The 26,005-nt window shown below is 30.7% G+C and carries 26 protein-coding genes; 23 read left to right on the forward strand and 3 right to left on the reverse strand.

What is annotated here, in order from left to right:
* The first annotated feature begins 253 nt into the window (after nt 1-253).
* The 14 genes from ribC (at nt 254) to PUD86_00070 (ending at nt 9,343) form a co-directional block, all read left to right on the forward strand.
* A complete protein-coding gene (gene ribC / locus PUD86_00005; protein ID MDD6775667.1) occupies nt 254-712 on the forward strand; it encodes a riboflavin synthase in 459 nt (152 codons plus the stop codon).
* An 11-nt stretch (nt 713-723) separates the two neighbouring features.
* Nucleotides 724-1,428 carry a glycosyltransferase family 2 protein gene (locus PUD86_00010; protein ID MDD6775668.1) on the forward strand — a complete coding sequence of 235 codons (705 nt, stop codon included), beginning with the start codon at nt 724-726 and terminating at the stop codon, nt 1,426-1,428.
* 8 nt (nt 1,429-1,436) lie between these two features.
* Nucleotides 1,437-1,787, forward strand: coding sequence for a DUF2304 family protein (locus tag PUD86_00015; GenBank protein MDD6775669.1), 351 nt, complete (start codon nt 1,437-1,439; stop codon nt 1,785-1,787).
* Nucleotides 1,787-2,458, forward strand: a complete 672-nt coding sequence (locus PUD86_00020; protein MDD6775670.1) for a (Fe-S)-binding protein — start codon at nt 1,787-1,789, stop codon at nt 2,456-2,458. Before PUD86_00015 ends, PUD86_00020 begins: the two co-directional genes overlap by 1 nt.
* Nucleotides 2,445-3,641, forward strand: coding sequence for an LUD domain-containing protein (locus PUD86_00025; protein MDD6775671.1), 1,197 nt, complete (start codon nt 2,445-2,447; stop codon nt 3,639-3,641). The genes PUD86_00020 and PUD86_00025 overlap by 14 nt, the downstream gene beginning before the upstream one ends.
* A gap of 106 nt (nt 3,642-3,747) precedes the next feature.
* A complete protein-coding gene (locus PUD86_00030; protein MDD6775672.1) occupies nt 3,748-4,461 on the forward strand; it encodes a (5-formylfuran-3-yl)methyl phosphate synthase in 714 nt (237 codons plus the stop codon).
* Nucleotides 4,462-4,474: 13 nt separating this feature from the next.
* Entirely contained in the window at nt 4,475-5,959 is a 1,485-nt protein-coding gene (gene guaB / locus PUD86_00035) for an IMP dehydrogenase (protein ID MDD6775673.1), read from the forward strand.
* A 261-nt stretch (nt 5,960-6,220) separates the two neighbouring features.
* The gene (gene rpl37A / locus PUD86_00040) at nt 6,221-6,490 is read left to right on the forward strand and encodes a 50S ribosomal protein L37Ae (protein MDD6775674.1); all 270 of its coding nucleotides are present in this window, start codon (nt 6,221-6,223) and stop codon (nt 6,488-6,490) included.
* A 3-nt stretch (nt 6,491-6,493) separates the two neighbouring features.
* Nucleotides 6,494-6,625 (forward strand): DNA-directed RNA polymerase subunit P, encoded by a 132-nt coding sequence (locus PUD86_00045; protein ID MDD6775675.1) that lies wholly within the window; start codon nt 6,494-6,496, stop codon nt 6,623-6,625.
* A 42-nt stretch (nt 6,626-6,667) separates the two neighbouring features.
* Nucleotides 6,668-7,153, forward strand: coding sequence for a ribonucleotide-diphosphate reductase subunit beta (locus PUD86_00050; GenBank protein ID MDD6775676.1), 486 nt, complete (start codon nt 6,668-6,670; stop codon nt 7,151-7,153).
* A complete protein-coding gene (locus PUD86_00055) occupies nt 7,146-7,412 on the forward strand; it encodes a KEOPS complex subunit Pcc1 (protein ID MDD6775677.1) in 267 nt (88 codons plus the stop codon). The genes PUD86_00050 and PUD86_00055 overlap by 8 nt, the downstream gene beginning before the upstream one ends.
* A gap of 28 nt (nt 7,413-7,440) precedes the next feature.
* A complete protein-coding gene (locus PUD86_00060) occupies nt 7,441-7,788 on the forward strand; it encodes a prefoldin subunit beta (protein ID MDD6775678.1) in 348 nt (115 codons plus the stop codon).
* 35 nt (nt 7,789-7,823) lie between these two features.
* A complete protein-coding gene (locus tag PUD86_00065; protein MDD6775679.1) occupies nt 7,824-8,108 on the forward strand; it encodes a DUF3194 domain-containing protein in 285 nt (94 codons plus the stop codon).
* Between the two features lie 545 nt (nt 8,109-8,653).
* Entirely contained in the window at nt 8,654-9,343 is a 690-nt protein-coding gene (locus PUD86_00070) for a HisA/HisF family protein (GenBank protein MDD6775680.1), read from the forward strand.
* Here the strand turns inward: PUD86_00070 and PUD86_00075 are convergent.
* On the reverse strand, nt 9,335-9,514 hold the full coding sequence (locus PUD86_00075) for a hypothetical protein (GenBank protein MDD6775681.1): 180 nt from the start codon (nt 9,512-9,514) through the stop codon (nt 9,335-9,337). The two genes, PUD86_00070 and PUD86_00075, sit on opposite strands and share 9 nt — an antisense overlap.
* Nucleotides 9,515-9,783: 269 nt before the next feature.
* Here PUD86_00075 and pdxS point away from each other — a divergent pair, with 269 nt between their 5' ends.
* The 6 genes from pdxS to PUD86_00105 all read left to right on the forward strand — a co-directional run bounded on the left by pdxS (nt 9,784) and on the right by PUD86_00105 (nt 21,768).
* The gene (pdxS, locus tag PUD86_00080) at nt 9,784-10,668 is read left to right on the forward strand and encodes a pyridoxal 5'-phosphate synthase lyase subunit PdxS (GenBank protein MDD6775682.1); all 885 of its coding nucleotides are present in this window, start codon (nt 9,784-9,786) and stop codon (nt 10,666-10,668) included.
* Between the two features lie 21 nt (nt 10,669-10,689).
* Nucleotides 10,690-11,502, forward strand: coding sequence for a PfkB family carbohydrate kinase (locus tag PUD86_00085; GenBank protein ID MDD6775683.1), 813 nt, complete (start codon nt 10,690-10,692; stop codon nt 11,500-11,502).
* Nucleotides 11,503-11,511: 9 nt separating this feature from the next.
* Nucleotides 11,512-12,096 (forward strand): pyridoxal 5'-phosphate synthase glutaminase subunit PdxT, encoded by a 585-nt coding sequence (gene pdxT / locus PUD86_00090; GenBank protein ID MDD6775684.1) that lies wholly within the window; start codon nt 11,512-11,514, stop codon nt 12,094-12,096.
* A gap of 109 nt (nt 12,097-12,205) precedes the next feature.
* Nucleotides 12,206-19,366 (forward strand): DUF3320 domain-containing protein, encoded by a 7,161-nt coding sequence (locus PUD86_00095; protein ID MDD6775685.1) that lies wholly within the window; start codon nt 12,206-12,208, stop codon nt 19,364-19,366.
* A gap of 8 nt (nt 19,367-19,374) precedes the next feature.
* Nucleotides 19,375-21,126 (forward strand): excinuclease ABC subunit UvrC, encoded by a 1,752-nt coding sequence (uvrC, locus tag PUD86_00100; GenBank protein ID MDD6775686.1) that lies wholly within the window; start codon nt 19,375-19,377, stop codon nt 21,124-21,126.
* A 102-nt stretch (nt 21,127-21,228) separates the two neighbouring features.
* Nucleotides 21,229-21,768: a zinc ribbon domain-containing protein gene (locus tag PUD86_00105; protein ID MDD6775687.1), complete on the forward strand. Its 540-nt coding sequence runs from the start codon at nt 21,229-21,231 to the stop codon at nt 21,766-21,768.
* On the opposite strand, the gene PUD86_00110 is transcribed toward PUD86_00105, so the two are convergent.
* Nucleotides 21,765-22,061 (reverse strand): hypothetical protein, encoded by a 297-nt coding sequence (locus PUD86_00110; protein ID MDD6775688.1) that lies wholly within the window; start codon nt 22,059-22,061, stop codon nt 21,765-21,767. The two genes, PUD86_00105 and PUD86_00110, sit on opposite strands and share 4 nt — an antisense overlap.
* Nucleotides 22,062-22,149: 88 nt before the next feature.
* On the opposite strand from PUD86_00110, the gene PUD86_00115 reads away from it, so the two are divergent.
* From PUD86_00115 to PUD86_00125, 3 genes are all read left to right on the forward strand, one after another.
* Nucleotides 22,150-23,853 carry an ATP-binding cassette domain-containing protein gene (locus PUD86_00115; GenBank protein ID MDD6775689.1) on the forward strand — a complete coding sequence of 568 codons (1,704 nt, stop codon included), beginning with the start codon at nt 22,150-22,152 and terminating at the stop codon, nt 23,851-23,853.
* A gap of 2 nt (nt 23,854-23,855) precedes the next feature.
* Nucleotides 23,856-24,281: a universal stress protein gene (locus tag PUD86_00120; protein ID MDD6775690.1), complete on the forward strand. Its 426-nt coding sequence runs from the start codon at nt 23,856-23,858 to the stop codon at nt 24,279-24,281.
* A 77-nt stretch (nt 24,282-24,358) separates the two neighbouring features.
* Nucleotides 24,359-25,420, forward strand: a complete 1,062-nt coding sequence (locus PUD86_00125) for a CapA family protein (protein ID MDD6775691.1) — start codon at nt 24,359-24,361, stop codon at nt 25,418-25,420.
* 61 nt (nt 25,421-25,481) lie between these two features.
* Here the strand turns inward: PUD86_00125 and PUD86_00130 are convergent, their stop codons facing one another.
* Nucleotides 25,482-25,814 (reverse strand): hypothetical protein, encoded by a 333-nt coding sequence (locus tag PUD86_00130; protein ID MDD6775692.1) that lies wholly within the window; start codon nt 25,812-25,814, stop codon nt 25,482-25,484.
* Nucleotides 25,815-26,005: the final 191 nt, after the last annotated feature.

Genomic DNA, 26,005 nt, shown 5'->3' on the forward strand with positions numbered 1-26,005 from the left:
GAATTCACAACAACAGGAATAAAAAACACAAACACTGAATTCAAACTATATACAATCGGACACAACCTAAAAAGAATATACAACGAAATAAACACAAAAAACAATTAAAATAAGAAAAAATTAAAAAAAATTAAAAAAAAACAAAAATTCAACTAAAAATTTTGCGTCACATCCTCATTTTAATAAAAAATCGTTTTAATTACTTAAACATTTATACTAATAAAAACATATTTCTTTTTAAGGTGAATTTACTATGAGAATTGGAATTTGTGATACTACTTTTGCTCGTTTTGATATGGCTAGTGCAGCTATTGATGAGCTTAAAAAGAATGCTTATGATTTAAAAATAATTCGTCAAACAGTTCCTGGAGTAAAAGACTTACCTGTAACTGCTAAAATTCTCATTGAAGAAGAAAATTGTGATATTGTAATGGCACTTGGAATGCCAGGACCAATGCAAAAAGATAAAATGTGTGCTCATGAAGCATCAACAGGTCTTATTACTGCACAACTCATGACAAATAAACATATTTTAGAAGTATTTGTACATGAAGATGAAGAAGAAGATCCTGTTGAACTTGCTAAACTTGCAGAAAACAGAGCTCGTGAACACGCACAAAACTTAATTAAAATGATGTATCACAGAAAAGCAATGAGAAAAGAAGCTGGAATGGGTATGCGTGAAGGAAAAGAAGATGCAGGACCATTATAAATAGGTGTAAAATGGGATTTGAAGTTAATGAGGAAGATAAAAAATCAACATTTGTTATTCTTCCAGCATATAATGAAGCTACAAGAATCACACCAGTGATTGAAAGCATCGCCAAAAAAGGCTATAAAATGGTTATTGTTAATGATGGTTCTTCAGATAACACTTTGGAAGTTATCAAAGAATCTAAAAGGAAATATCCTGATAATATCTTTATTTATTCACATATTATCAATCGTGGTGTTGGAGTAGCTATGCAAACTGGATTTGATGCAGTATTAAAATATAATCCAAAATTCATTGTTAATATGGATTCTGATGGTCAGCATGACGTTAATGATTTGGAAAACGTTTTAGAACCATTAGTTACTGGCAGAGCTCAGGCTGTAATTGGGGTTAGACCTTTAGAAGACATGCCATTAACTAGAAATTTTGCTAATGCTGTAATGAATCTTCTTACAAGAATATTTTACAAAGTCAACGTAAGTGATTCTCAAACCGGTTTTAGAGCTATTACCATTGATGCTTTAAGAAAAATAAATATTAATGCTAGAGGATACCTTATTTCTTCAGAATTCATTCGTGAAGTCAATGATAATAAAATCCCATTTGAAGAAGTTAAAATAAAAACAATTTACACTCCTGAAACTCAGGCTAAAGGAACAAACGTATTTGTTGCTTTAAAAATATTAATTCAAATGATTAAACATCAATTTTAGGTGATTAAATGTTAGTTTATTCAATTTTATTCCCATTAATATCTGTTATTGCAATTATCTGGTTTTTACTTAGATATTTAAAGGGGAAAACTTCATTATTTTTAGTTTCATTATGGTCTTTATTATGGATTGTTATTAGTTTATTTGCAATTTTCCCACATTTCAGTACTTCATTTGCAAAACTATTTGGTATAACACGTGGTTTAGACTTTATCATCATTGTTGTTTTTGCAGTATTAGTATATACTATATTCAAATTGTATTCTAAAATTGATGATTTGGAAGATAATTTAAATAAAGTTGTTAAGGAAATAGCTCTAAACAACGAAATATCTCTTAAAGACAAAGAGGAAGAATAATGTTATACTTTAGAGGATGTACTGCACGAGAAAAGCTAACCAGCATTCAGGATGCAACCGAAAAATTATTAAAATTAGCTGGTGTTGATTATCACGTTTTGGATGAGGAGAAATGCTGTGGATCTGTACTTCTTAGAACTGGTTTTTTAAAAGAAGCTAAAGAGCAGATTGAAAAAAATACTGAAATTCTAAAAGGAGAAACTATCATCACTTCCTGTGCAGGCTGTTATAAAACATTAACCGAAGACTATGAAGGACTTGACGTAATTCATATTTCCCAACTTTTAAGTCAATTAATCAGTGAAAATAAATTAAAATTATCAAAAAAGGACTTAAAAGTTACTTATCATGATTCCTGTCACTTGGGACGTCACAAAAATGTCTTTGATGAGCCAAGAAGTGTAATCAGTGCTGTTGGAGATATTGTTGAGATGCAAAACATTCGTGAAAATAGTTTGTGTTGCGGTGCAGGGGGAGGAGTAAAATCTGCATATCCTGAAATTGCAAACCAGATGGCTAACTCAAGAATCACACAGGCAAAAGAAATAGGCTGTGAGCTATTAATCACATCTTGTCCTTTTTGTAAACTTAACTTGGAAAATGAAGAAATTGATGTTGTAGATTTAACTGAATTTTTAGTAGAATATGGTGATGTGGATGAAACCCAGTGAACTTGAAACAATGAGAAATTCATTTAATACTGTTAAAAACAGATCTGATGCTCTTAAACAATCACCTTCCACTAAAAGGTTAATATCAAGATGTCATGAAATCAAAAAATATTCCATTGAACATAATGAAGAGTTAAAAAACGAGCTTTTAGAATCATTTAAAAGAAATGGGATTGATTTTGAGTTTGCAAAAACCTCAAAAGATGCAATAGCTATTATTGAAGATTTGCTTAGTGAATATAACTGCAGCACAATAGCAAAAGCAAAATCCAATACATTAGGTGAAATTAACTTTAAAGAACATTTTTCTAATATTGATGTTGTAGAAACAGACCTTGGAGATAGAATTCTACAACTTAAAAAAACAGATAATAAACCTGTTCACCCGACAGGACCTGCTTCACATTTAAATGTTGATAATATTACTGAAATTGTAAACAACTCTCTTGATACTAATGTAAATCCTGTTCCAAGAGAAATCATGGAAACTGTAAGAGAAGATGTTTTAAATCGTCTAAAAAATGCTAACGTAGGTATAAGTGGAGCTAATGCTATAGCATCTGAAGAAGGATCTCTTGTAATGGTGCATAATGAAGGTAATATTTCACTAGTTTCACTAAAAGACTTGCATATAATCGTAGCAGGAATTGATAAAATTGTACCGACATTGGAAGATGCAATATCTGTTGTAAAACTTGAAACAATTTTTGCTACTGGAAACTATGTAACATCTTATATGAATGTAATTTCCGGACCTTCAAAAACAGCAGACATTGAGAAAAAACTCTTAAAAAACATGTATGGTGCTGAAAAAGTAGTAGTTATTCTTCTTGACAATGGAAGAAGTGAAGCACCAGAAGAATGCTTGTACTGTATTGGATGTGGAAACTGTGTTGTTCACTGTCCAGTATATAATGCTGTTGGAAACGAATTTGGTTTTAATAATTATTTAGGTGGTCGTGGAGTTGCAATGTCCAAATTCATTGAAGATGATGAGACTTGCTTTAATTCAGGATTATATATGTGTACTTTATGTGGATTATGTACTCTAAACTGTCCTGTTTCAATACCAACCAATGAAATTATTGAAAATATGAGAAGATTATCTGCTGATGTTGGTTTTTATCCTAAAGCTCATGGAATAATCAAAAATAATGTTTCCAATAAAAATTCACCATATTAATTTTTAAAACACTCTTTTTTTCACTATTTTTTCTTAAAAAACAATAATATTATATGTAATAAGAAACTAAAATTAATATATTATAATATAATATTGGAGGAAATATATGCTTCTATTAATTAGTCCTATAAATCGTGAAGAAGCTCTTGAATCTATTAAAGGTGGAGCAGACATTGTTGATGTAAAAAATCCTAAAGAAGGTTCTTTAGGTGCTAACTTTCCTTGGGTAATTAAGGAAATTAGAGAATTAACTCCTGAAGATAAACTTGTAAGTGCAACTTTAGGTGATGTACCTTACAAACCAGGTACTGTTTCTCTTGCAGCAATGGGTGCTCATGTTTCTGGAGCAGATTATATTAAAGTTGGATTGTACGGAACAAAAACCCATGACGAAGCTGTTGAAGTCATGGAAAACGTTGTAAAAACTGTAAAAGAAATCAGTGAAGAAACTATTATTGTAGCAGCAGGATATGCTGATGCTCACCGTGTAGGTGCAGTAGGACCAATGGAAATCCCTAAAATCGCAAGAGATGCAGGATGCGACCTTGCAATGTTAGATACTGCTGTTAAAGATGGTCATACTTTATTTGATTACTTAGATTTAGATCAATTAAAAGAATTTGTTGAAGAAGCTCACGACTATGGTTTATTAACTGCACTTGCAGGTTCTGTTAAAAAAGACCAATTAAAACCATTACACGATATTGGCTGTGATGTTGTTGGTATTAGAGGAGCTGCATGTGTTGGCGGTGACAGAAACACCGGTAAAATACATCATACTGCAGTAGCTGAACTCAAAGAATTATGTAATTCATTTTAAATAGGTGTTACTCATGTCATTTTCTAAAAAAGTTCAAGAAGCAAGAATGTCTTATACATTTGATGATTTTCTTTTAACTCCTAATGCAAGTTATGTTGAACCAAAAAACATTGATACAACAATTGAATTAGGAAAAGGAATTAAATTAAACATTCCAGTTTTAAGTGCTGCAATGGATACTGTAACTGAAGCAGATCTTGCAATTGCAATGGCACAAGAAGGTGGAGTGGGTGTAATTCACAGAAACATCACTCAAGAAAGACAAGTTGAAGAAGTTAGAAAAGTTAAAAACGCTGAAGATTTAACTATTCGTGATGTTGTAACCATTAATCCGGACTCTACTGTTGCTGAAGTACAAATTAAAATGCAAGATGAGTTAATTAGTGGTCTTCCTGTTGTTGATGGTGATGAAATCATTGGTATTATCTCCAAAAGAGATATCAGACCAATCTTAAAATCAGAACCAAATAAATCTGTTAAAGATATTATGACTTCTGATGTTGTAACCGTCGATGAAGGAGTTTCAGCTGAGGAAGCATTAAACATTGCTTATGAAAACAAAGTTGAAAGACTTCCTGTTGTTCGTGATGGTAAATTAGTTGGAATTCTCACTATTAAAGATATTTTAAATCAAGCTCAATACCCAAATGCTGCTCGTGACAAAGACGGTAACTTCTTAGTTGCTGCTGCTTGTGGACCATTTGATTTAGACAGAGCAATGGCACTTGACCAAGCTGGAGCAGACATTATTTCTATTGACTGTGCTCACGCACACAACATGAATGTTGTTAAATTCACTGAAACTATTAAAGATAATATTGACGCAGAATTATGTGTAGGTAACATTGCTACTGCTGAAGCTGCAGAAGATTTAATCTCAATGGGAGTTGACGCATTAAAAGTTGGTATTGGTCCAGGTTCAATGTGTACTACTCGTATTGTTGCTGGTGTAGGTGTACCACAATTAACAGCTATTTCTGATGTTGCAGATGCTGCTGAAGGTACTGGTGTTCCAGTTATTGCTGACGGTGGTATTAGATACTCTGGTGATGTAGCTAAAGCTATTGGTGCTGGTGCAGATGCAGTAATGCTTGGTAACTTACTTGCTGCTTCCCTTGAAGCTCCTGGTGATATCGTTGTTATGAACGGTAAACAATATAAAAAATACCGTGGAATGGGTTCAATGGGTGCAATGACCAGTGAATACGACGGTGGAGCAGACAGATACTTCCAAGGTCAAAAAAGTAAAATGAACCACACTAAATACGTTCCTGAAGGAATTGAAGGTGCTGTACCTTACAAAGGAACTGTTGCGGAAATTTTATTCCAATTAGTTGGTGGATTAAAATCATCTATGGGTTACTGTGGTGCTAAAGATATTGCTGCTATGCAAGAAAAAGCTAACTTTGTTAGAATTACAAGCAGTGGTATTAAAGAATCCCACCCTCATGATTTGTTAATCACTAATGAAAGTCCTAATTATCCGACTCTTGACTAGTTGGATTTAATTTAATATTTTTTGATGAGATAAGCATACGACATAAAAGATTTATAGGAAATAGTTTTTTCTCATCAAAATTTTTATATTTCCTTGGGAAAATGTTGTTTTTTCTTAAAATGACTAATTTTAAGCAAACCTTTAAATATTAGTTAGTATAATATTATCATATTAGATAATTTTAGGATTATTTTATATAATCGATGTAAATTGAAATTATTTACATTTTATTAAATTTTATTATTAACGGAGAGAATTTAAATGGCAAGAACTAAAAAAGTTGGTATTACAGGAAGGTTCGGTGCAAGATACGGAAGAAAAGCTAAAAGATCTGTAAAGATTATTGAAGAAAACATGAAAAAAGATCATGTTTGTCCTAAATGTGCTAGACCTTACGTTAAAAGACAAGCTGCTGGAATTTGGAAATGCAGAAAATGTGGTGCAGTATTCACTGGAGGAGCTTACATTCCACAAACTCCTATGGCAAAATCTGCAGCACGTAGTATTAGGGATATTAAAGTGGAGGAATAGGCCTTGTATAGGTGTCCGAGCTGTGGAGCAGAAGTAGATCACAAAAGTTACGAAGAAAATAAATGTCCTAAATGCAGATATAGGATTTTATTTAAAAATGTACCTGAGACTACTAGAATAATTAAAGCAAGATAATTCATCTGCTTTCACTAAATTTTTTTACTATTTTTGATTTAAATGTTAATTTCAACATCTAGAAAACCTTCTCAAAAGACTAGGAAATTCTGTAAAGATTTAGCTCATGCAACAGGTTCAACTTCTGTTAACAGAGGTAAAATGAACATGCGTGAATTATTACTTAAAGCATTAGATGTTGATGAGTATAATTTAGCTATTGTTAATGAAATTAAGGGAAATCCTAGTAGAATTTCATTTTTCGATAATCGTGGTGACTTATTATTAACATTAATTATTGGAGCATCTGAGCATAAGGAAAAGATGAATATTGCTCCTTCTGAATTAAAAATAGTTTCCCAAGTAGAAGAACTTAATGTTTTAAGTGATATCTTGGATATGGAATTGGTAGATAGTGCTGAGAAGAATTATTTATTGATTTCTAAAAGTGAAGATTCAATAGCTAAAATTAATTTCATTAATAAATTTGGTGATGTTAATAACTTTAAAATTAATGTTAAAAAGATTTTAGAGGTATCAAATGATTAATGGAAGTCCTCTTGAAGGAGTTAAAAGTAATATTGTTATTGAACTAGATGATGATGCACAAGCAAAGATTATTTACGATGCTATCTTGTTAGAATTTAGTACAGCTCCGGATTTTAGATCATCTATGGTAATTGATTTAGATGGGTCTAATATCATAATTAATATTGATGCTGAAGATTCCACTTCATTTAGAGCTTCAATTAATTCTGCAATTAAATGGATTAATTTGGCTTTGGAAATAAATAATTTAACTAATTAATTTTTATTTAATAATTTAAGGTGATAATATGGAGATTCCTGAAAACATTCAACAACAATTAAATCAATTTCAACAATTACAACAACAAGCTCAAGCTATAAGCATGCAAGTTCAAAATGTTGAAATTCAAATTCAAGAAACTGAAAAAGCATTAGAAGAACTTAAAAAAACTGATGATTCAACTGAAGTATTCAAACAAGCTGGTACTTTACTTATTAAAGTTGAATACGCTGATGCATTAGCTGATATGGAAGACAAATTAGAAACTCTCGGTTTAAGAAAACAAACCATGGCTCGTCAAGAAGAAAGAGTTATGAAAAAACTTGAAGAAATGCAAACTTCTATTCAATCAGTTATGCAAGGTATGGGCCAATAGGCTTAATACTTTATTTTCTTTTTTTATAGATTTTTATGTCAAAATTAAAAATTTTATCTCAAGACGATTTATCCACTATTTCTGATGCATTTGGTGAAATTCTTGAAAAAGAAGTTTCAAAAGCAATCTCTATGAAGGAATTAGAAGATTTAGACTTGGATATTACTCTTAACTATGAAAACAAACAGTTAGATGTTGATGTTGATGTTGGAGTTTTATTTGATGAGCTCTCACAGATTACTCAAGATCAGATTATGCAGGCTATTGATGAATCTTACATGAAGTTTGATTCATATATTGATGATAATTTTAGAGTTTAATTATTTTTTTTTAAAATTTTATGTATTACTTTTTTTAATTATTTTATTAACGATTGTATTACTTTTTCATAAAAAAGTATTTATATATAAAATAATATATTATTGATTATAGTTTGAAGTATTATGTCACATTATTGGTGGGACTAAAAAAACAATCTCTATCTTTCAAAATTCCCTCTTTGATGCTTCAAACTTATACCTTGTTTTCTCAATTTAACTTTATCAAGCACAGTTTATTAAAAATTGACTTATTTTTTGGCTTTAATTTTTGGTGTTCTATTTGTTTTATATTTTATTGAATGATTGTTTATTAAATTTTGAATAAATATGTTTTTTATTTAATTATTTTTATTTTTTTTAAATTTTATATATTCAAGTATACTTTAATTTTTCTAAAATATAGTAAGGTTTATATATAATGTTGAATAACTTATTAAATAGAGACACAAATGTCTTAAATTGATCATTATTTTTATGGGAGTGGTCAATGAATGGACCGCCCTTTTCCTTCATATTTTAATACTTGTTTTGACTAATTCTTTATTATGATTAAAAAAATTCCAGTTATAGATTTAAAACAACATCAGGCAGTTAGTGGTAAATCCGGAATGAGGGATACTTACCAGCCATTAAACTCAGTTTTTGCTTCATCTTCAAATCCTCTTGATATTGCTCAGGGATTAAAGTTAAATGGTGCAGATGAGATGTATATTGCTGATTTAGACTTAATAGAATCAGTAGGACACAACATTAATGATATTAAACTTGTAAATACAGTTTTACCAGTAATATTTGATGGTGGAGTTAAAAATTGTGAAGAATTTGAATTTTATCTTGATTATGCTTATAAAATCATTATTCCAACAGAAACACTTGAAAGTATTGATGAGATGAGAAAAATCTTTGAAAAATATCCAAAACAAAGAATTGTAGTTAGTGTTGATGTAAAAGATGATGAATTACTTGCAAAAAATTTAGATTTAAATTTAGTTGAATTTAAAGAAATCTTAAAAGAGCTTGATCCTGATGATATTATTCTTTTAGATATATCTGGTGTAGGTACTGAAAAAGGATATAATAAAGAATTACTTGATAAATTTGATGACTTAAAAGAAAAATTAATTATTGCAGGTGGACTTAATAAAGAGTCATTAGCTGAATTAGAATCATTGGGTATAAAAAAAGTATTAATAGGAACTAGCCTACATTCTGGTGAAGTTAAAATATTAGACTAGAACGCTTAAAACTAAATATGGGCCTATGCATGCTAATACAAATAATAGTATGCCTAATCCTAATTTAAAGTTTTTATCTTCTAAAGATCCAGAAATAATCATCACTATTCCAATAACACCACATATTACCGGAAGAATGTGGGAAAATATTGTTGTTCCAAATACTGCCATTTAAATCACTATTATTATTTCATTTTTCAAATTATATAAATATAACTTAATTATTCAAATAACTGTAGTTATAATAAATTTTTTATGGGTGAAATATATAATATAGTAGCAAAATACTATATGGTAGACATTACTTTAAAATTTGTTTAAATTATTATGATTTGAAAAAAATATATTTGTTTGTTTAATTTTCCAAATGTTTTATATACTATGATTGACATAATAGTTATAATAACAATTGTTATATATTTATTTAAGGTATGATTATTATGGTTAACAAAGGAACCGATATTTTAAAAGAAGGATTCGCTAAGATGACTAAAGGCGGAGTTATTATGGATGTTGTAAATGCAGAACAAGCTGCAATCGCAGAAGATGCTGGTGCAGTTGCTGTAATGGCTCTTGAAAAAGTACCTGCAGATATTCGTGCTGCAGGTGGAGTAGCTAGAATGGCTGATCCAACAATTGTTGAAGAAGTTGTTGATGCAGTATCTATTCCAGTTATGGCAAAAGCTAGAATTGGTCATATAGCTGAAGCACAAATTTTAGAAACTCTTGGAGTAGATATGATTGACGAAAGTGAAGTACTTACTCCTGCTGATGAAGAATACCACTTAAACAAAAAAGAATTCACCATTCCTTTCGTATGCGGTGCACGTGACTTAGGCGAAGCATTAAGAAGAATTGATGAAGGTGCAGCAATGATTCGTACCAAAGGAGAACCTGGTACTGGAAACATTGTTGAAGCTGTACGTCACATGAGAAAAGTTATGGGTGAAATCAGAACCATTCAAACTTTAGAAGAAGAAGAGCTCTGGAAATATGCAAGAAGCATCGAAGCACCAATTGACCTTGTTAAAAAAACCGCAGAACTTGGAAAATTACCTGTAGTAAACTTCGCTGCTGGTGGTATTGCAACTCCTGCTGATGCATCCTTAATGATGCAATTAGGTTCTGATGGAATATTTGTTGGATCTGGAATTTTCAAATCAAACAACCCAGAAGCATTTGCACGTGCTATTGTAGAAGCAACTGCAAACTATGATAAACCTGAAGTATTGGCTGAAGTATCAAAAGGTTTAGGCCAAGCTATGAAAGGTATTGAAATGTCAACTTTAAACGCACAAGATAGAATGCAAGACAGGGGAATCTAAATCCCTTAATCTTTTTTTATTATGACACTTGTTGTTATTGGTCCGGTAACAAATGATTTAGTTGTTATTGGTAATGAAAGTTCAAATAAAGTTGGTGGAGCAACATATTTCCAATCTTTCGTATTTGAAAAATTCTATAATGATTATTTGGCTATTGTTAACTGTTCCAATCCTGATTTAATCAGTGATTTTCCAGAAAAACAAAAAGTTAAGCTAATTTTAAAAGACGATACTCATTTTTTCATAAACGAATATCCTGACGAACAAAACAGGGATTATAGAGTGCAGTTAAGTAATTTTGCTCAAATCCCAATTCTTAAAAGTGACTTGGAAAAAATATTTCCTGAAAAAATTGATGCATTTGTTTTAAATCCTCTAAACAGATATGATTTTCCACCTGAAACAATTGACTATTTAAAAAGTTTTGATGTTCCGATTTTCATGTCAATTCAAGGATTTTTAAGAATCCCTGGTGATGAATTAAATGAAAATTATGGCATAAAATTAGCAAACTTTGATGAATTAAGTGATATTTTAGAAGGCATTACTTCAATATTTTTAGATGAACGTGAAGCAAACATCATAGGCGAATGCAGTGATGTAGATGAAGTAATCATAACTAATGGAAGTCATGGATCTAGAATACTTTCAAAAGATTGTGAAACCAAAATTGATGCAGTTAAATGTGAAGATATTAAAGATTCAACTGGATGTGGAGACACTTATATGGCTGCATATATTGCTAAAAGGTTAAACAATAGCTCCATTAAGGATTGTGGTGATTTTGCATCAAAAATAGCAAGTGAAAAATTAAAAAGATTTGGACATTACTAAGGTGATGTTATGGTAAAAATTGGAATATTGAATTTACAGGGTGCTGTAAGTGAACATTATGATATAACCAAAAAAGCAGTAAAAAACATGGGCGTTGATGTTGACGTTGAATATGTACGTTATGCTGATGATGTTGCTGAGTGTGATGGTTTAATCATTTCCGGTGGAGAAAGTACAGTAATTGGTAAATTAATCCACAAAAGAGGAATTGATAAAGTTATTAAAGACAATAATATTTCAGTATTTGGAACCTGTGCAGGAATGGTTTTACTTGGTAAAAAAACAGATTTCGACCAGCCATTGCTCGGATTAATGGATATTACTGTTAAAAGAAACACATACGGCAGTCAGAAAGACTCATTTGAAAGTCCTATTGAAATCTTTGGAAAAGAGTATATGGGAGTTTTTATCAGAGCTCCAGTACTTGAAAGTTATGATGAATCCAAAGATGATATTGAAGTTTTATCAACATTTGATGATGAAGTCATTGCTATTCAACAAGGACAACATATTGCAATATCATTTCATCCTGAATTAACTGAGGATACTTTAATTCACGAATACTTCATCCGTGAAGTTTTGAATAAACAATAATTTTATTCAAAATTTTCTTTTTTTGATTATCTTAGAAACTTTTATTAAGCAATATTATCTATAATTAATATTGTATTTCTTAATTTTTTAAACACTACAAAGGGTCATCATGTTAAACAAATCATCTAATATAATCGAAAAGGAATTCAAAAACTTACGTAAGGAGCTATTAGATTTAACTCTAAGAAATCCACTTCTTAACTTTAAAACACGTGCAAAAACCATTACTATAGTAAATCAGAGTCCTATAAACATTTTTCAGACATTAGTTTTACAAGATAATAAGATGTATTTTGTTGCTAATAAGAAAGATAAAAAAGAGGATAAATCTTCTGTATGGGATCATATTCCATTTGATTTTTCAAAATTTGCAGAAGGCGACAAAAAACTAGCTACTGATTTGACTCCAAAAGAACTCCAAAAAAGATTATATTATATCAACAACCAGGCTAAAACAATGCTTCAGGAACAAGGTTACAATATCTTGTACTTGGCTGTTGGTTTTTTAGAATGGACGGATAAATCAAAACCTAAACAAAGAAATAATGCTCCTTTAGTGTTAATTCCAGTTGCAATGGAGAGAAAAAAAGTAGGAGAATCATTTAACCTTGAATGGACTGGAGAAGACATTCAAACCAACATTTCACTTAAAGCTAAATTACTTGAAGCAGGTATTGAATTTCCGGATTTTGAATTTAAAAGATATGGTGAGGTTATTGACCATTATCTTGCAAGTGTTCGCCGTGCAGTTAGCAGAATGGACGGATGGAAAGTCAATAACAACGTTGCATTAGGATTTTTTAGTTTTACCAAGTTTGTAATGTATAATGATTTAAATCCTGAAGCATGGGAAGATAATGTTGATTTAACTAAAAATGAACTTATCCAATCTATTTTCAACCCTGCTAAAAATGATCATGAAGCATTTAGAGAAGAAGACATAGACTCAAGGTTAGAATATCAAAATATGTATCAGGTTTTAGATGCAGATTCATCTCAAATTGCAGCTATTCAGGATGTAAAAGCAGGACGTAATCTTGTTGTAGAAGGACCTCCTGGAACTGGTAAATCACAAACAATTGTAAATTTAATTGCTGAGTTATTAGCTGAAGGAAAATCAGTTTTATTTGTATCAGAAAAGATGGCTGCACTTGATGTGGTAAAAGATAGGCTTGCAGGTGTAGGTCTTGGTAAATTTGTTTTAGAATTGCATTCTCACAAAACCAGAAGAAGAAAATTCCTTAAAGATTTACAAAAGGCAACTAATGTAAGATCTCAAGATCAACTAAACATTGACCAGACAATTCGTAAATTAGAAACCTTACGTCGTCAATTAGATGATTATTCTCAAATTATTCATCATCCTTACTTTGCAGTTAATTTATCTGCATTTGAATTATACGGTATGAAAGAATCAGCTGATGACCATTTTGCATCAAAAGATATGCTAATGCCGTTAGTTAGATTTGATGATCCTGAATCAATTACTCTAAAAGATTTAGATGACATGAAATTATCTTTGGAGAGCTTAGCAGAGTTATATCAAACAATCTCTAAAGAAAATCCATGGAGTAAATGCTCACCAAAAAGTTTACTTCCGGCTGATTTAAGGGAAATTGAAATATTAATTGGCGATTCTTTATATGCACTTGATAATTTCCTTGTTGAACGTGGAAGAGTTTATGATATCTACGGAATTAAAAAACCAGATACACTAAATGAATTCCAAAACTCACTTTCAGCTTTCGAGATAATCAAATCTCAAAATGCAGAATTAATTGATGGAAGCATACTAAAATCCGGAGCATGGAATAATAACAATGACGATGCATTTAAATTGATTAATGAGCTTCAAAAGTATCAAAAATATGCTCCAGTTTTAAATAAATTCAACCAAAGTATTTTCCAGGTTGACATTGACAGATTAATATACGAGTTAAGAAACATTTCAAATAAGAAATTCAGATTCTTCAACAACAAACAGCACATTGAACTTGTTGAGAGATATTACTCTGTTCCAGTATCTGGAAGTGTTGATGATATTATAAATGATTTACAGGAAGCAAAAGCAATAATTAAAATTAGAAAAAACATTGAAGCTAATGATGCATTAGGCCAGAAATATTTCGGAGGATACTGGCATTTAAATGCAAATATTGATGATTTAAAAGCTATTGCTAAATGGATGCATGAGTTTACTGCTCTTGTACGTGAAGGAACATTTTCCGATAATACTATTGAATTGATGAGCAAGGATTTATTTGATATTAAACCTGAAAGAGACCTTGCAGAATATATTGATGCTGGTGAAGAATTTGTTAAAGTACTCTCCAGACTTAAAGATAAATTAAACCCAAGAAGTAAATTAATCTTTAAAAGAGAAACTGGGGATGTTCCATTTGAAGCATGGAAAAACCAATTGTACAACTGGAGAGGACAACTCTCAAGCTTACATTTATGGTCCCAGTATTTAAACACTAAAAATTCACTCAAATCATCTAATGCAAGAATGTTTGTAGACTCAATTGAGAAAAGAAACATTAAAAAAGAAGATATTTCTGCATTAGTTGAAGGTAACTTTGCAGATTCACTTTTAAACATATTATTCGTTGAAAACCATGAACTTGCAACATTTGTAGGTGAGCTTCATGAAAACAGAATTCGCGAATTCAAAGATTTGGACAAGCAGATTTTAGTATTGAACCGTAAAAGAATCTATCAAAAACTAAACAGCAATATTCCAAAAATCTTTGGTGGAACTGAAAACCCACAGGCTAAAATATTGGCAGGAGAATTTACAAGAAAAAGCGGACACATGCCGGTTAGAAAACTTTTAGAAAAAACTGGTGGATTAATTAAACAGATTAAACCTTGTTTTATGATGTCTCCGTTATCTATTGCACAATATTTGGATCCAACAAATGAAGAATTGCAATTTGATGTTGTAATTTTTGATGAAGCAAGTCAGGTAAAACCTGAAGATGCATTAGGAGCATTTATGAGAGGAAAAACAGCAGTTGTTATGGGAGATACTCAACAATTACCTCCAACTTCCTTTTTTGACCAGATGTCCGATGCTGAAAGCGATGAAGAAGAAGCAACTTCAATAGATATGGAAAGTATTTTACATTTATGTAAATTATCATTCCCTGTTAAAATGCTTAAATGGCACTATCGTAGTCGTCACGAATCCTTAATTTCAGTTTCAAATAAGGAATTTTATGATAATGACTTATTGGTTTATCCTTCACCTTCACATAATGACCCAGAACTTGGTTTAAAATTCCACTACAATCCAAATACTGCATATCATAGAGGATCATCTTCTGCAAACCCTCTAGAAGCACAGGATGTTGTAGATGAAATTTTCCACCATTTCGAAAAATATGGGGATACAAAAAGCTTAGGTGTAGGTACATTTTCCGTTGCACAAAAAAATGCAATTTTAGAAGCATTGGAAGTAAGACGTAAAGAAAGACCCGAATTCGAACCATTATTCTCAGATAATAAAGAAGAAAGATTCTTTGTTAAAAACCTTGAAACAATACAAGGGGATGAAAGAGATGTTATCTTAATCAGTGTAGGTTATGGTTATGATGAAACCAAAAAAATGTCTCTTAACTTCGGTCCTCTAAACCAGAATGGTGGTGAAAGAAGACTTAATGTATTAATTACTCGTGCAAGAGAAAAATGTGTTGTTTTCTCAAACTTCAAAGCATATGATATGAAATTAACAGCAAACCCACCTTATGGTGTAAAATCACTTAAGGAATTCTTGGAATATGCTGAAAAATTAACATTAGGAACAGATACTAAAGATGAATATGCAAAACAACCGTTTGAAGATGCAATAGCTAGTTTCCTTGAAGAAAATGGTTATACTGTAGATAAACAAATAGGATGTGCAGGATTTAGAGTAGATCTTGCTATTGTTGATGATGAAAATCCTGGAAAATACATTTTAGGTATTACAACTGACGGTAAAATGTATTCTTCAAGTAAAGTAGCACGTGACAGGGACAGATTACGTGAACAAGTTTTAACAGGTCTTGGATGGAAACTTTACCACTTATGGTCTACAGACTGGTACAGAAATAGAGATTTAGGACGTAAAAAGCTATTGGACTTTGTTCAAAAATCTATTCGCCAAACCCGTGAAGAAGAAAAACGTCGCTCTGAAGAAGAAAAAAGATTAGCTGAAAAAAGAAGATTGGAAGCTGAAAAGAAAGCTGAAGAGTTGCGTATAGCACGTGAAAAAGAAGAAGCTGAAAGAAAAGCATTGGAAGAACAAGAAAATGCTGAAGAATTTGATATTTCAGATATTGGACCTAGTGACTTTGTTGAAGTTGAAATTGAAGATGATTTCTTAGAAAAACCAACTGATGTAAGCTCAATCGACCCTAAAGAGCTATTTGGTGAAGATCCTTCAGAATTTGTTGTAAATAAAGAAGAATCTAAAACTAAATTTGATGAACAAGAAGATAAATCTCAATTTAAAGAAGCTTCTAATGTGGATGGTAAATCTGACTTTGATAATAGTTCCAGTAGTGAATCTCAATTTAAAGAAGTTTCTAATGTGGATGAGAAATCTGTCTTTGATGATGTTTCTGGTAGTGAGTCTCAGTTTAAGGAAGTTGAGGATTCTGACTTTGATGATATTCCAACTGATGATGCTAATGGATCTGAATTTAAAGAAGTTCATGATGTAGAAGATTCTACCATTGATGATGTTTCTAATGTGGATGAGAAATCTGTCTTTGATGATGTTTCTGGTAGTGAGTCTCAGTTTAAGGAAGTTGAGGATTCTGACTTTGGAGATATTCCAACTGATGATGTTAATGAATCTGAATTTAAAGAAGTTTCTGATGAAGATGATTCTACCATTGAAGATGTTTCTAATATAGATGATGGAGTCCAAACTGATGATTTGGAAGTTGAAACTCAATTTGAAGAAGTTTCTAATGATGAATCTGATGTAGAAGATTCTAATTCAGATGATGATGCACAATTTGATGAAATTAATTTAGATGAAGATATCGAAGATTCTAATCCTTCTGATAATATCTCTAAGAAAATTACAGATAGATTCAAATCAATATTAAAATCAAATGAAGATGATGGTGAAAATAAAGGTTCATTATTCTCTTCTATTAAATTTACAAAAGATTTAGGTAATAATTCTAATTTGCATGATGATGAATCAGATATTGACCTTAAAGAAGAAAATATACATGAAGATTCTAACATTAAATTTAACAGCAAAGTTGATTTTGAATCTAAAGATAATGTAAGTGATTTAGATGATTCTAAGGTTGACTTAGGTTCTGATGATGATTACATTGTTGTTGACCATAGTCATGATGATGAACGTGTATTAGAAAAAGAAGAAGTTGTTAAACCAAGTTCTTTTACTAGTGATAATAAGAATAAGTCATCTAAAGTAGATTTGGGTTCTGATGATGATTACATTATTGTTGATCATAGTCATGATGATGAACGTGTAATGGAAAGTGAAGATGAGTCTAAATCTGAAATATTTGATGATTCTAAAGTAGATTTGGGTTCTGATGATGATTATATTGTTGTTGATCATAGTCATGATGATGAACGTGTATTGGATGATGAAGAGGATTCTAAGGTTGATTTAGATTCTAATGATGAAAAAGATGATGGTGAACTTGAGACAGAAGAAACTCCAAAAACAGAACAAAAACATCATAATTTCCATCATAAAAAAAGTGCAACCTTTGTAAAATCAATTCTTTCAGATGTTGTTAGTGGAGAGCCTCGCCTTGAAAAAGAAGAAGTCGAAACAGTTAGAGGCGAAATTATAGATGAAGAGTTTAAACATATGCCCGCTCCAAGTGATGATAGTGTTGTGGAGGCTGAAATCGTATTTGATGGTGCTTTTGAAAGACCAACTCCTAAGAAAAACCAAAATGACTTTGGAGATACTCTTGAAAGACCAACTCCTAAAGCAAATCCTATTGAAGAAGATGAATTTTTCAATCTAAATGATGAAGAAATTAATAAAAAGGCAAGAGAAATTGTAAATAAAGCTATGGAAGAATTCCTTGAAGATGTTTTCGAAGATGAACCTGCTGATAACGAGGCAAATACTGAAAATATTGACGGAGTAAATGAAACTAAAACAGAAATTAATGATAATAATGAAGAGATTATTGAAGATAATGAATTCATCCAACAAGAAACTACTGATGATGGCGATGTAGATGGCTTTACTTATTATAAAGGTTCAAATGATGTAACAAGTAAACTTAGGAAAAACAATTTCTACTACGAAGAGGAAAAACCAAAAACTGTTAGAGAATCTATTAAAGGTATTAAAAAAGACATGAAATACATTAATAAATCTCTAAAGGAAATTGAAAATCCTACTCAAATAGATTATGTTTCTGTAGTTGATAGAACTGAAGAATTTGATCCTATGGAATATCTAAATAGGCAAAGTGATGATGATTCAGATGAAATCATTAAAAGAGAAGAAATGGCCTTTAATAATGATGATGACTTTGAGGAAATGGTAATTGAGGATACCATTCAAAATGATGTTATTACACCTATTCCAGAAGAAGAACTCAAAGATCAAACTTTAGAAAATATTATTTCAAGTGCTGATGAAGATTATAAAGAAATTGAACGTCAAAGACGCAAAAAGAATAATCAGTTCAAATCTTTTGATGACCATAAGCTTCCAGGAAAAAGAAAAATGGAAGATGAAATAGTTGATTATGTGTTTGTTGAAGATATAGGGTTAAATTCACAGGATGAATTATATAATCAACCAGTAGATAATGTTGCTAAATCCATTAGTAATATTGTAGATATTGAAGGACCTATTCATGTTAGTGAAGTTACTAAAAGAGTTAAAGAGTCCTGTAATATTAAAAGAGCTGGAGCTAATCTTAAAAAACGTGTAAATGAAGCTATTCTTGAAGCTGAAAATGCAGGAAATATTATGAAAATTGGAGACTTCTTATATGATGCTTCCAATAATGATATTGCTATTAGAAAAAGAAACAAACCAAATATTGATTTAATTTCAAATGAAGAAATAGCTAAGAATATTGAAGTTGTACTTCTTCACAAAAACAATGTTACAACAAAACAGATTGCTAAAGAAACTTCACGTAATTTTGGTTTCAAATCAACTTCTAAAAAGACAGCAGCAAGAATAAACAATGTTTTAGATTTAATGATTGCTCATGATAAAATTAAACTTGAAAATGATATTGTTGAACTTAAATAGGGTAGTTTATGTCAACTAAAGCTAAATCTCCAGATAATTTGCCAAATAAACCGGGTGTCTATATTATGAGAGATAATACAGACACTATCATTTATATTGGTAAGGCAAAAAGCCTTGTAAAAAGGGTTAAATCTTATTTTCGAGAAAAACTTGACCGCCCAAAAACTCAAATCTTAATGAGTCATTTTCATAGTTTAGAATACATTATAACTAATTCTGAAAAAGAAGCTTTAATATTAGAAGCTAATTTAATCAAAAAACATCGTCCAAGGTATAATATTCAGCTAAAAGATGATAAAAGATATCCTTATGTTAAAATTACTGATGAGGAGTATCCACGTTTAGTTATTACACGTAATGTTACAAAAAATGGAGTATATTTTGGACCATTTACTGATGTAGGTTCAGTTAAAAGAACTGTAAAATTCTTAAAGTCATTATTTAAAATAAGGACTTGCCGCAATATGAATGGGCCTTGTTTAAACTCACAAATTGACTTGTGCTATGCACCATGTGATGGAAGAATTTCCAAAAAACAATACTCAGAAATTATCAATAAAATTGATTTGTTTTTCCAGGGAAAATACTCTGTAATTGTTAAAAATCTTAAAAAAGAAATGCTTGAAGCAGCTGATAATGAAGAATTTGAAAAAGCAGCTGTAATAAGAGATCAGATTTCATCTATTGAAGAAATCATGGAAAAACAGTTTGTTGAACTTGCTAATGATGATTTAGACCAGGATGTAATAGCTATGGCTTTGAATAAAAACGAAGTTATTGTTATTATAATGCCTATTAGAAATGGTAAAATTGTTGGTCGTGATGACTTTTTAATGAGCAGTTCAAAATATGATTCTGCATCTGAAGTAATGTTTGCATTTATTCAACAGTATTATGGTTATAACAGACACGTTCCAAAACAAATTCTTTTAGAAGATGATATTGATGAAAAAGACTTACTTGAAGATTGGTTAAGTGATTTAAGAGGAAATAAAGTTAAAATAAAGGTTCCTCAAAAAGGTGTTAAATTACGTCTTGTTAAAATGGCTAAGAAAAACGCTGAAATCATCAAACATCAAAAGAAAAATATGGATAATTCCTTAATGGAGCTTAAAAAATACCTTAAACTTGAAAAAGTACCTCATGTAATCGAAGGATACGATATCAGTAATATTTCAGGCAAGTTTGCTGTTGGTTCAAAAGTTTCATTTAAAGATGGCAAACCTAATAAAAAAATGTATAAGCGTTTTAAGATGGAAACTCCTGGTCCAAACGATTTTGCGATGATGGAGGAATTACTGACTCGCAGATTAAAAATGATTGACAAAGACCCGGAACCTGACCTAATAGTGATTGATGGGGGTAAAGGACAGTTAGGTATGGCCTGCGGTGTTTTGGAAAAATTAAATCTCACTCATATACCTATTATTGGTCTTGCAAAAGAATTTGAAGAGATATATCTTCCAAACTCAAAACGTCCAATTATAATTCCTAAAAATAATATCGCATTGCATTTGCTTCAGCAAGTTAGAGATGAATCTCACCGTTTTGCAATAACATATCATAGAAAACTGCGTAGTGATAATATTCAAGCCTCTTCTCTTGATGATATTGCTGGAATTGGTAAAAAAAGAAAAATTAGTCTTTTAAAAGAATTTGGAAGTGTTGATAATATTAAAAAGGCTTCTGTTGGAGAATTAGCCAAAATAGATAACATGAATCAAAAAACGGCTGAAAATGTCTATAATTATTATCACTAATTTAATATTAATTTTTACGAAAATCGGCTAATTTTCCATTAGATTTAAATATGAGTATCATAATAAAGTCTTTATAGTAAATTAAAAAAAGGATTTTATATTATGGTGAAATGTCCCCGGTGTGGTTATGAAAATTCATCCACCGCAGTGTATTGTGATAACTGTGCATATATTCTAACTGATGCAAATGGTAATAGAATTAATAATTCTAAAAGAACCAGCAGTTGGAATATTGGATTTGCAAAAAAGGTAGCTATTATTTTAGGTATAATTGCCATATCCTTATTGTTATTTTCATTCATTTATAATATTACTCAACCATCTCAACAGGAATCCTTAAATATCATCTCAGATGATGGTAGTGTTCATAAAACTGCTTCTTACCCGTATACTGCCGTTGTTGAGTATGATGGTTACTGGGGCGCTAAAATGGGTAATCCAAATTATCTTGTAACTGAAGAAGGATCAGGTACCAGGTCATATATTCTAGATTGTGCATCATGGGACTCTATTTATATTGCTGCACAAAAATATGATAATGATGGTGGAGAATTAACCGTTAAATTATTAAGAAATGGTGATGTTGTAGCTCAGAATACTACTTCAAATGGTACTGGAAGTGTTTCAATATCATATAATTAATCTAATTGATTAATTTTTGATTCTAATAAGTTAATTAACTCTTCAGTTTTATATAATCTGATTTCTTGGTTTTCTTCTCTGAATATTTTAATAAACTCAATAAGATCGTTACATAACTGCTCATATTGGATATTTAAAGTATTGTAATTATTCATTAATGCGAATAATTTGTCTTTTTCAAGTTTTTCATGTTCTTTTAAAATTCTCTCAATATTTACAAAATGTGTTTCAATCATGAGTTTTTCTTCTTCTAAAATATTTTGATATTCTTGAATTTTATTTTCACTAACCATTTTATTCACTTTTTTCAGTTAATTAATATAAGATATAAATACTTTCATTAATATAAATTTGTATTGATATATAATGGGGCAAGAAATAATGATAAAAGTTGATAATGTAAGTAAAGATTATGAATTAACTGACGGAACTAAAATCACAGCACTTAAAGATGTTAGTTTTGAAGTTAAAGAAGGAGAAATTTTAGGTATTATGGGTAAAAGTGGTTCTGGTAAAACTACTTTATTAAGAGCACTCAGAGGTGTTGAACACATCGATGCTGGAAGTATTGAAGTGGGAAGTGCAAAAGTTACCAGTGAATCATCTCAATTTTACTACAATAATCTTAAAAAAGAAACTGCAATACACTTGCAGAGATCTTTTGGTATCTGGCCTGATACAGTTCGTGAAAACGTATTAAGAAAACTTTATGCTAGAAGATATTTCGATGAAGGAGATACCAACTTTGAAATTGCAGAAAGTGAATTCGGCCAAGAGGCTGATGAACTTTTAGAACTTGTTTCATTAACCCATAAGCAAAACCATTATGCATCTGTTCTCAGTGGTGGAGAAAAACAAAGGTTAATCATGGCAAGACAACTTGCTAAACAACCTAAAGCTTTACTTCTTGATGAACCTGCAACTATGGCATGTCCAAAAACAAAACAGGAAATTTTGGATGCTGTTAAAAAAATCAACAAAGAATTGAACATAACTGTTATTGTTGTTTCTCATTTGCCTGATGTTCAAAAATATTTAGCAGACAGAGTTATTTTACTTGAAGATGGTGAAATTGTAGATGAAGGCTCTGCTGATGAAATCTGTGACAAATTCATGGAAGGTATGGATGATATTGTAGATATAGAAAATATCTCTACTGATGAAGATGTTATTCAGGTAAATGATGTTTATAAAAGATTCTTCCTTTTGACTGGTGGAGAAGTTTTACAAATTGAAGATACAAACTTCACAGTTCAAAAAGAAAACATTTTAAGTATTATTGGTCCTAGTGGGGCAGGTAAAACAGTTCTTTTAAGAATGCTTGGAGGATTGGAAGATCCTGATGAAGGAGAAGTATTATACAACGTTGATGGAGAATGGAACGACATTGACATTCCTGGAATGGGTCGTATGAAAATCAGATCCAAATTAGGATTCATGCATCAGGAATTTGCTTTAAGCCACTATGCAACTGTTTTAGATCAACTAGCTACTAGATTAGGTTATAAAAATCAGGATATTGTTAAAGAAGCTCAACAAAGAGCTAAAAACATTGGTTTAAGTGATGATTTATTAGATTCATTCTACTTACTTACTGATTTACCTGAAGTTGAAGCAAGAGACAGATTAAGTAAAGTAGGACTTGATGCTGATATTTTAGATGATTTATTCCCTAAATTCCCAGAAACTGCAACCAAAGAAGCAGTTGCTGACATATTTGAAAGTCTTGATTTGGATATGGATATTTTACACAGAAAATCCTATGAATTGTCTGGTGGTCAAAAAGTACGTGTAATGCTTGCATTAATTTTAGTTTCAAGACCAAAATTCTTGCTTTTAGACGAACCATTTGGAGATTTAGACCCTGTAACTTTAAGAGACGTAACCAATGCTCTTAAGACAATTTCAAAAACCTATGGAATTACTATTGTAATGATTTCTCACAATACTGACTTTATCAAAGAGTTAAGTAACAGAGCAATCTTCATGGATGATGGACAAATTGTTGATGACAGTGAAGATATTGATAAGATTGTTGATAACTTCATTGATTTTTGTCATGCAGATTATTTAAAAGGAGAATAAATATGTTCGATATTATTGCAGTTCCTGTAGATGGTTCTGATTATGGATATCAAGCAGCAGATGTTGCTATTGAAATAGCTCAAAAGTTTAACTCTAAAATTGCAGCAGTTAATGTTCTTGAAGAGTTTTCTTTTAGTAGCTATGATTCTGAAGAAGATGAAGGCAATTCAATTTTATCAAAAATTACTAAAAAGGCTAATAGTGTTGGAATTGAAGTAACTGAACATTTAATCACTGCTGATCCTTTAAGAGATATGAAATTCATTGTTGATCAAACACGTGCTGATTTAGTTGTTATTCATGCACATGGTTCAAATAATAACAGATTTGTATCTTTTGATGAGAGTTGTGTTTCAGATACTCAAATAGGTTCAGTTTCAGAAAGACTCTTGAGAACCTCAGATGTACCTGTATTATTAATTAAGTAATTACTGAATGTTAATATTATATTATTGGTATTATTTTGTAAAATCTTGAATAATGGGATATAGTAGGCAGTGTTTAAATGAAGAAGTTTAGAAAATTAGTCATAGTAGCTATTATTGTATTATTGATTCTTTTAGCAGGATTAATGGCTTTTGATAGTAGTAAAATCGTTGTTAATGAACACAAAGGTAATGCATCAATAGCTGTTACAGGGGATGTTATGTTTGCACGTAACATGGAAGGAATACTTTCAAGTGGGGAAAATCCTTTTGTAAATGTAGTTAATGTAACTTCTAAAACAGATTTACTTTTAATTAATTTTGAGAATGCAGCTACAACTTCAGAAAATGCAGTTAAAGGAGATGTTCCTCTTAAAACAAGTCCTAGTTTTGTTTATTTAGCTCGAAATAATCCAAATACTATAGCTTCACTTGCAAATAATCATGCATTCGACTATGGAATTGATGGTATGCATGATACAATCAAAAATCTTGAGAAAAATAACATAACACCAATCGGTGCGGGTGATAATGTAGATGAGGCACATAAAGGTGTTACAAAAGAGATTAATGGTCGTAATATTACAATATTCAATTTCATGGATTCTGAAAACTTTGCAGAATACAGTAATGAAGTAATGCCAGTTGCTACCAGTGACTCACCAGGTTACTCAGCATATAATTCTAGTGTTTGTAAGGACATTAAAGAAGCTCATGAAAACTCAGACTGTGTAATCGTATTTTTCCACTATGGAAATGAATATAGTACATCTCCAAATGAAAATCAGGTAAAAATGTCTCATGAAGTAATTGATGCAGGAGCAGACATTGTTCTAGGTTCACATCCTCATGTTCCTCAGGGAATGGAATTTTACAACGGGTCAATGATTTTTTACAGTTTAGGAAACTTTATTTTTGATCAAAAAAATCCAGATACACATGTTGCTTATTTTGTAGAAATAAATTTAGTTAATGAAACTGTTGAATGCACAGTTCATCCAATTTGTATTGTAAATTATTTGCCTCAGTTTATGTCTCCAGATAATGGAAAATCATTACTTGAGAGTTTGAGTCCTTCATGTGATAAATTAATAATTGAGGATGATGGAACTGGAAGAGTATCATATAATCTAACAGATTAATGAACTAAAACTAAACTCTTCTTTTATTAAATCGTAATTATTCAGTTTAATACGGACTCTTTCAAAAACTTTGTTGATTTTCAAAATCGTTTTTTCGATTTTGGTTCCAAATTAAATCTCTGCGATATATTCGTTTTAAAACACCTAGTTTGGTCTTGAATGTTCGTTTCCTTGATTTTGGCATTGTTTTTTGGAAAGCATTTTTAATTTTGTTACTTGTCTTTTCAATTTTCTTATCTTTTAAGTGATAAATGAAGCTTTTATATCGTGGAGTGATTGATTTTCTGATTATTTTATAAATAACTGGATGAAAATCATCTTTACGATAAATTAAAGATTGTACTTCATTTTTGAATTCATTATAATCATTTAAATCGAATAAATCTTTGATCATTCAGTTGTTTATGACATTCTTGATATTCTTCGTCAGAAATGCGATTTTTATCTTTAAAAGTTTTTAATTGTTTGTTTAAACTTTTTTTTAGTATGAAAAATACATAATTGATGTTTAAAACCTAATTTTGGGATAATTGAGGCATATTTTTTATCTAAATCTGTTGTGATTGCAATTTTATTTTTATTTGC

The sequence above is a fragment of the Methanobacteriaceae archaeon genome, assembly GCA_029219465.1.
Lineage (GTDB): Archaea > Methanobacteriota > Methanobacteria > Methanobacteriales > Methanobacteriaceae > Methanocatella.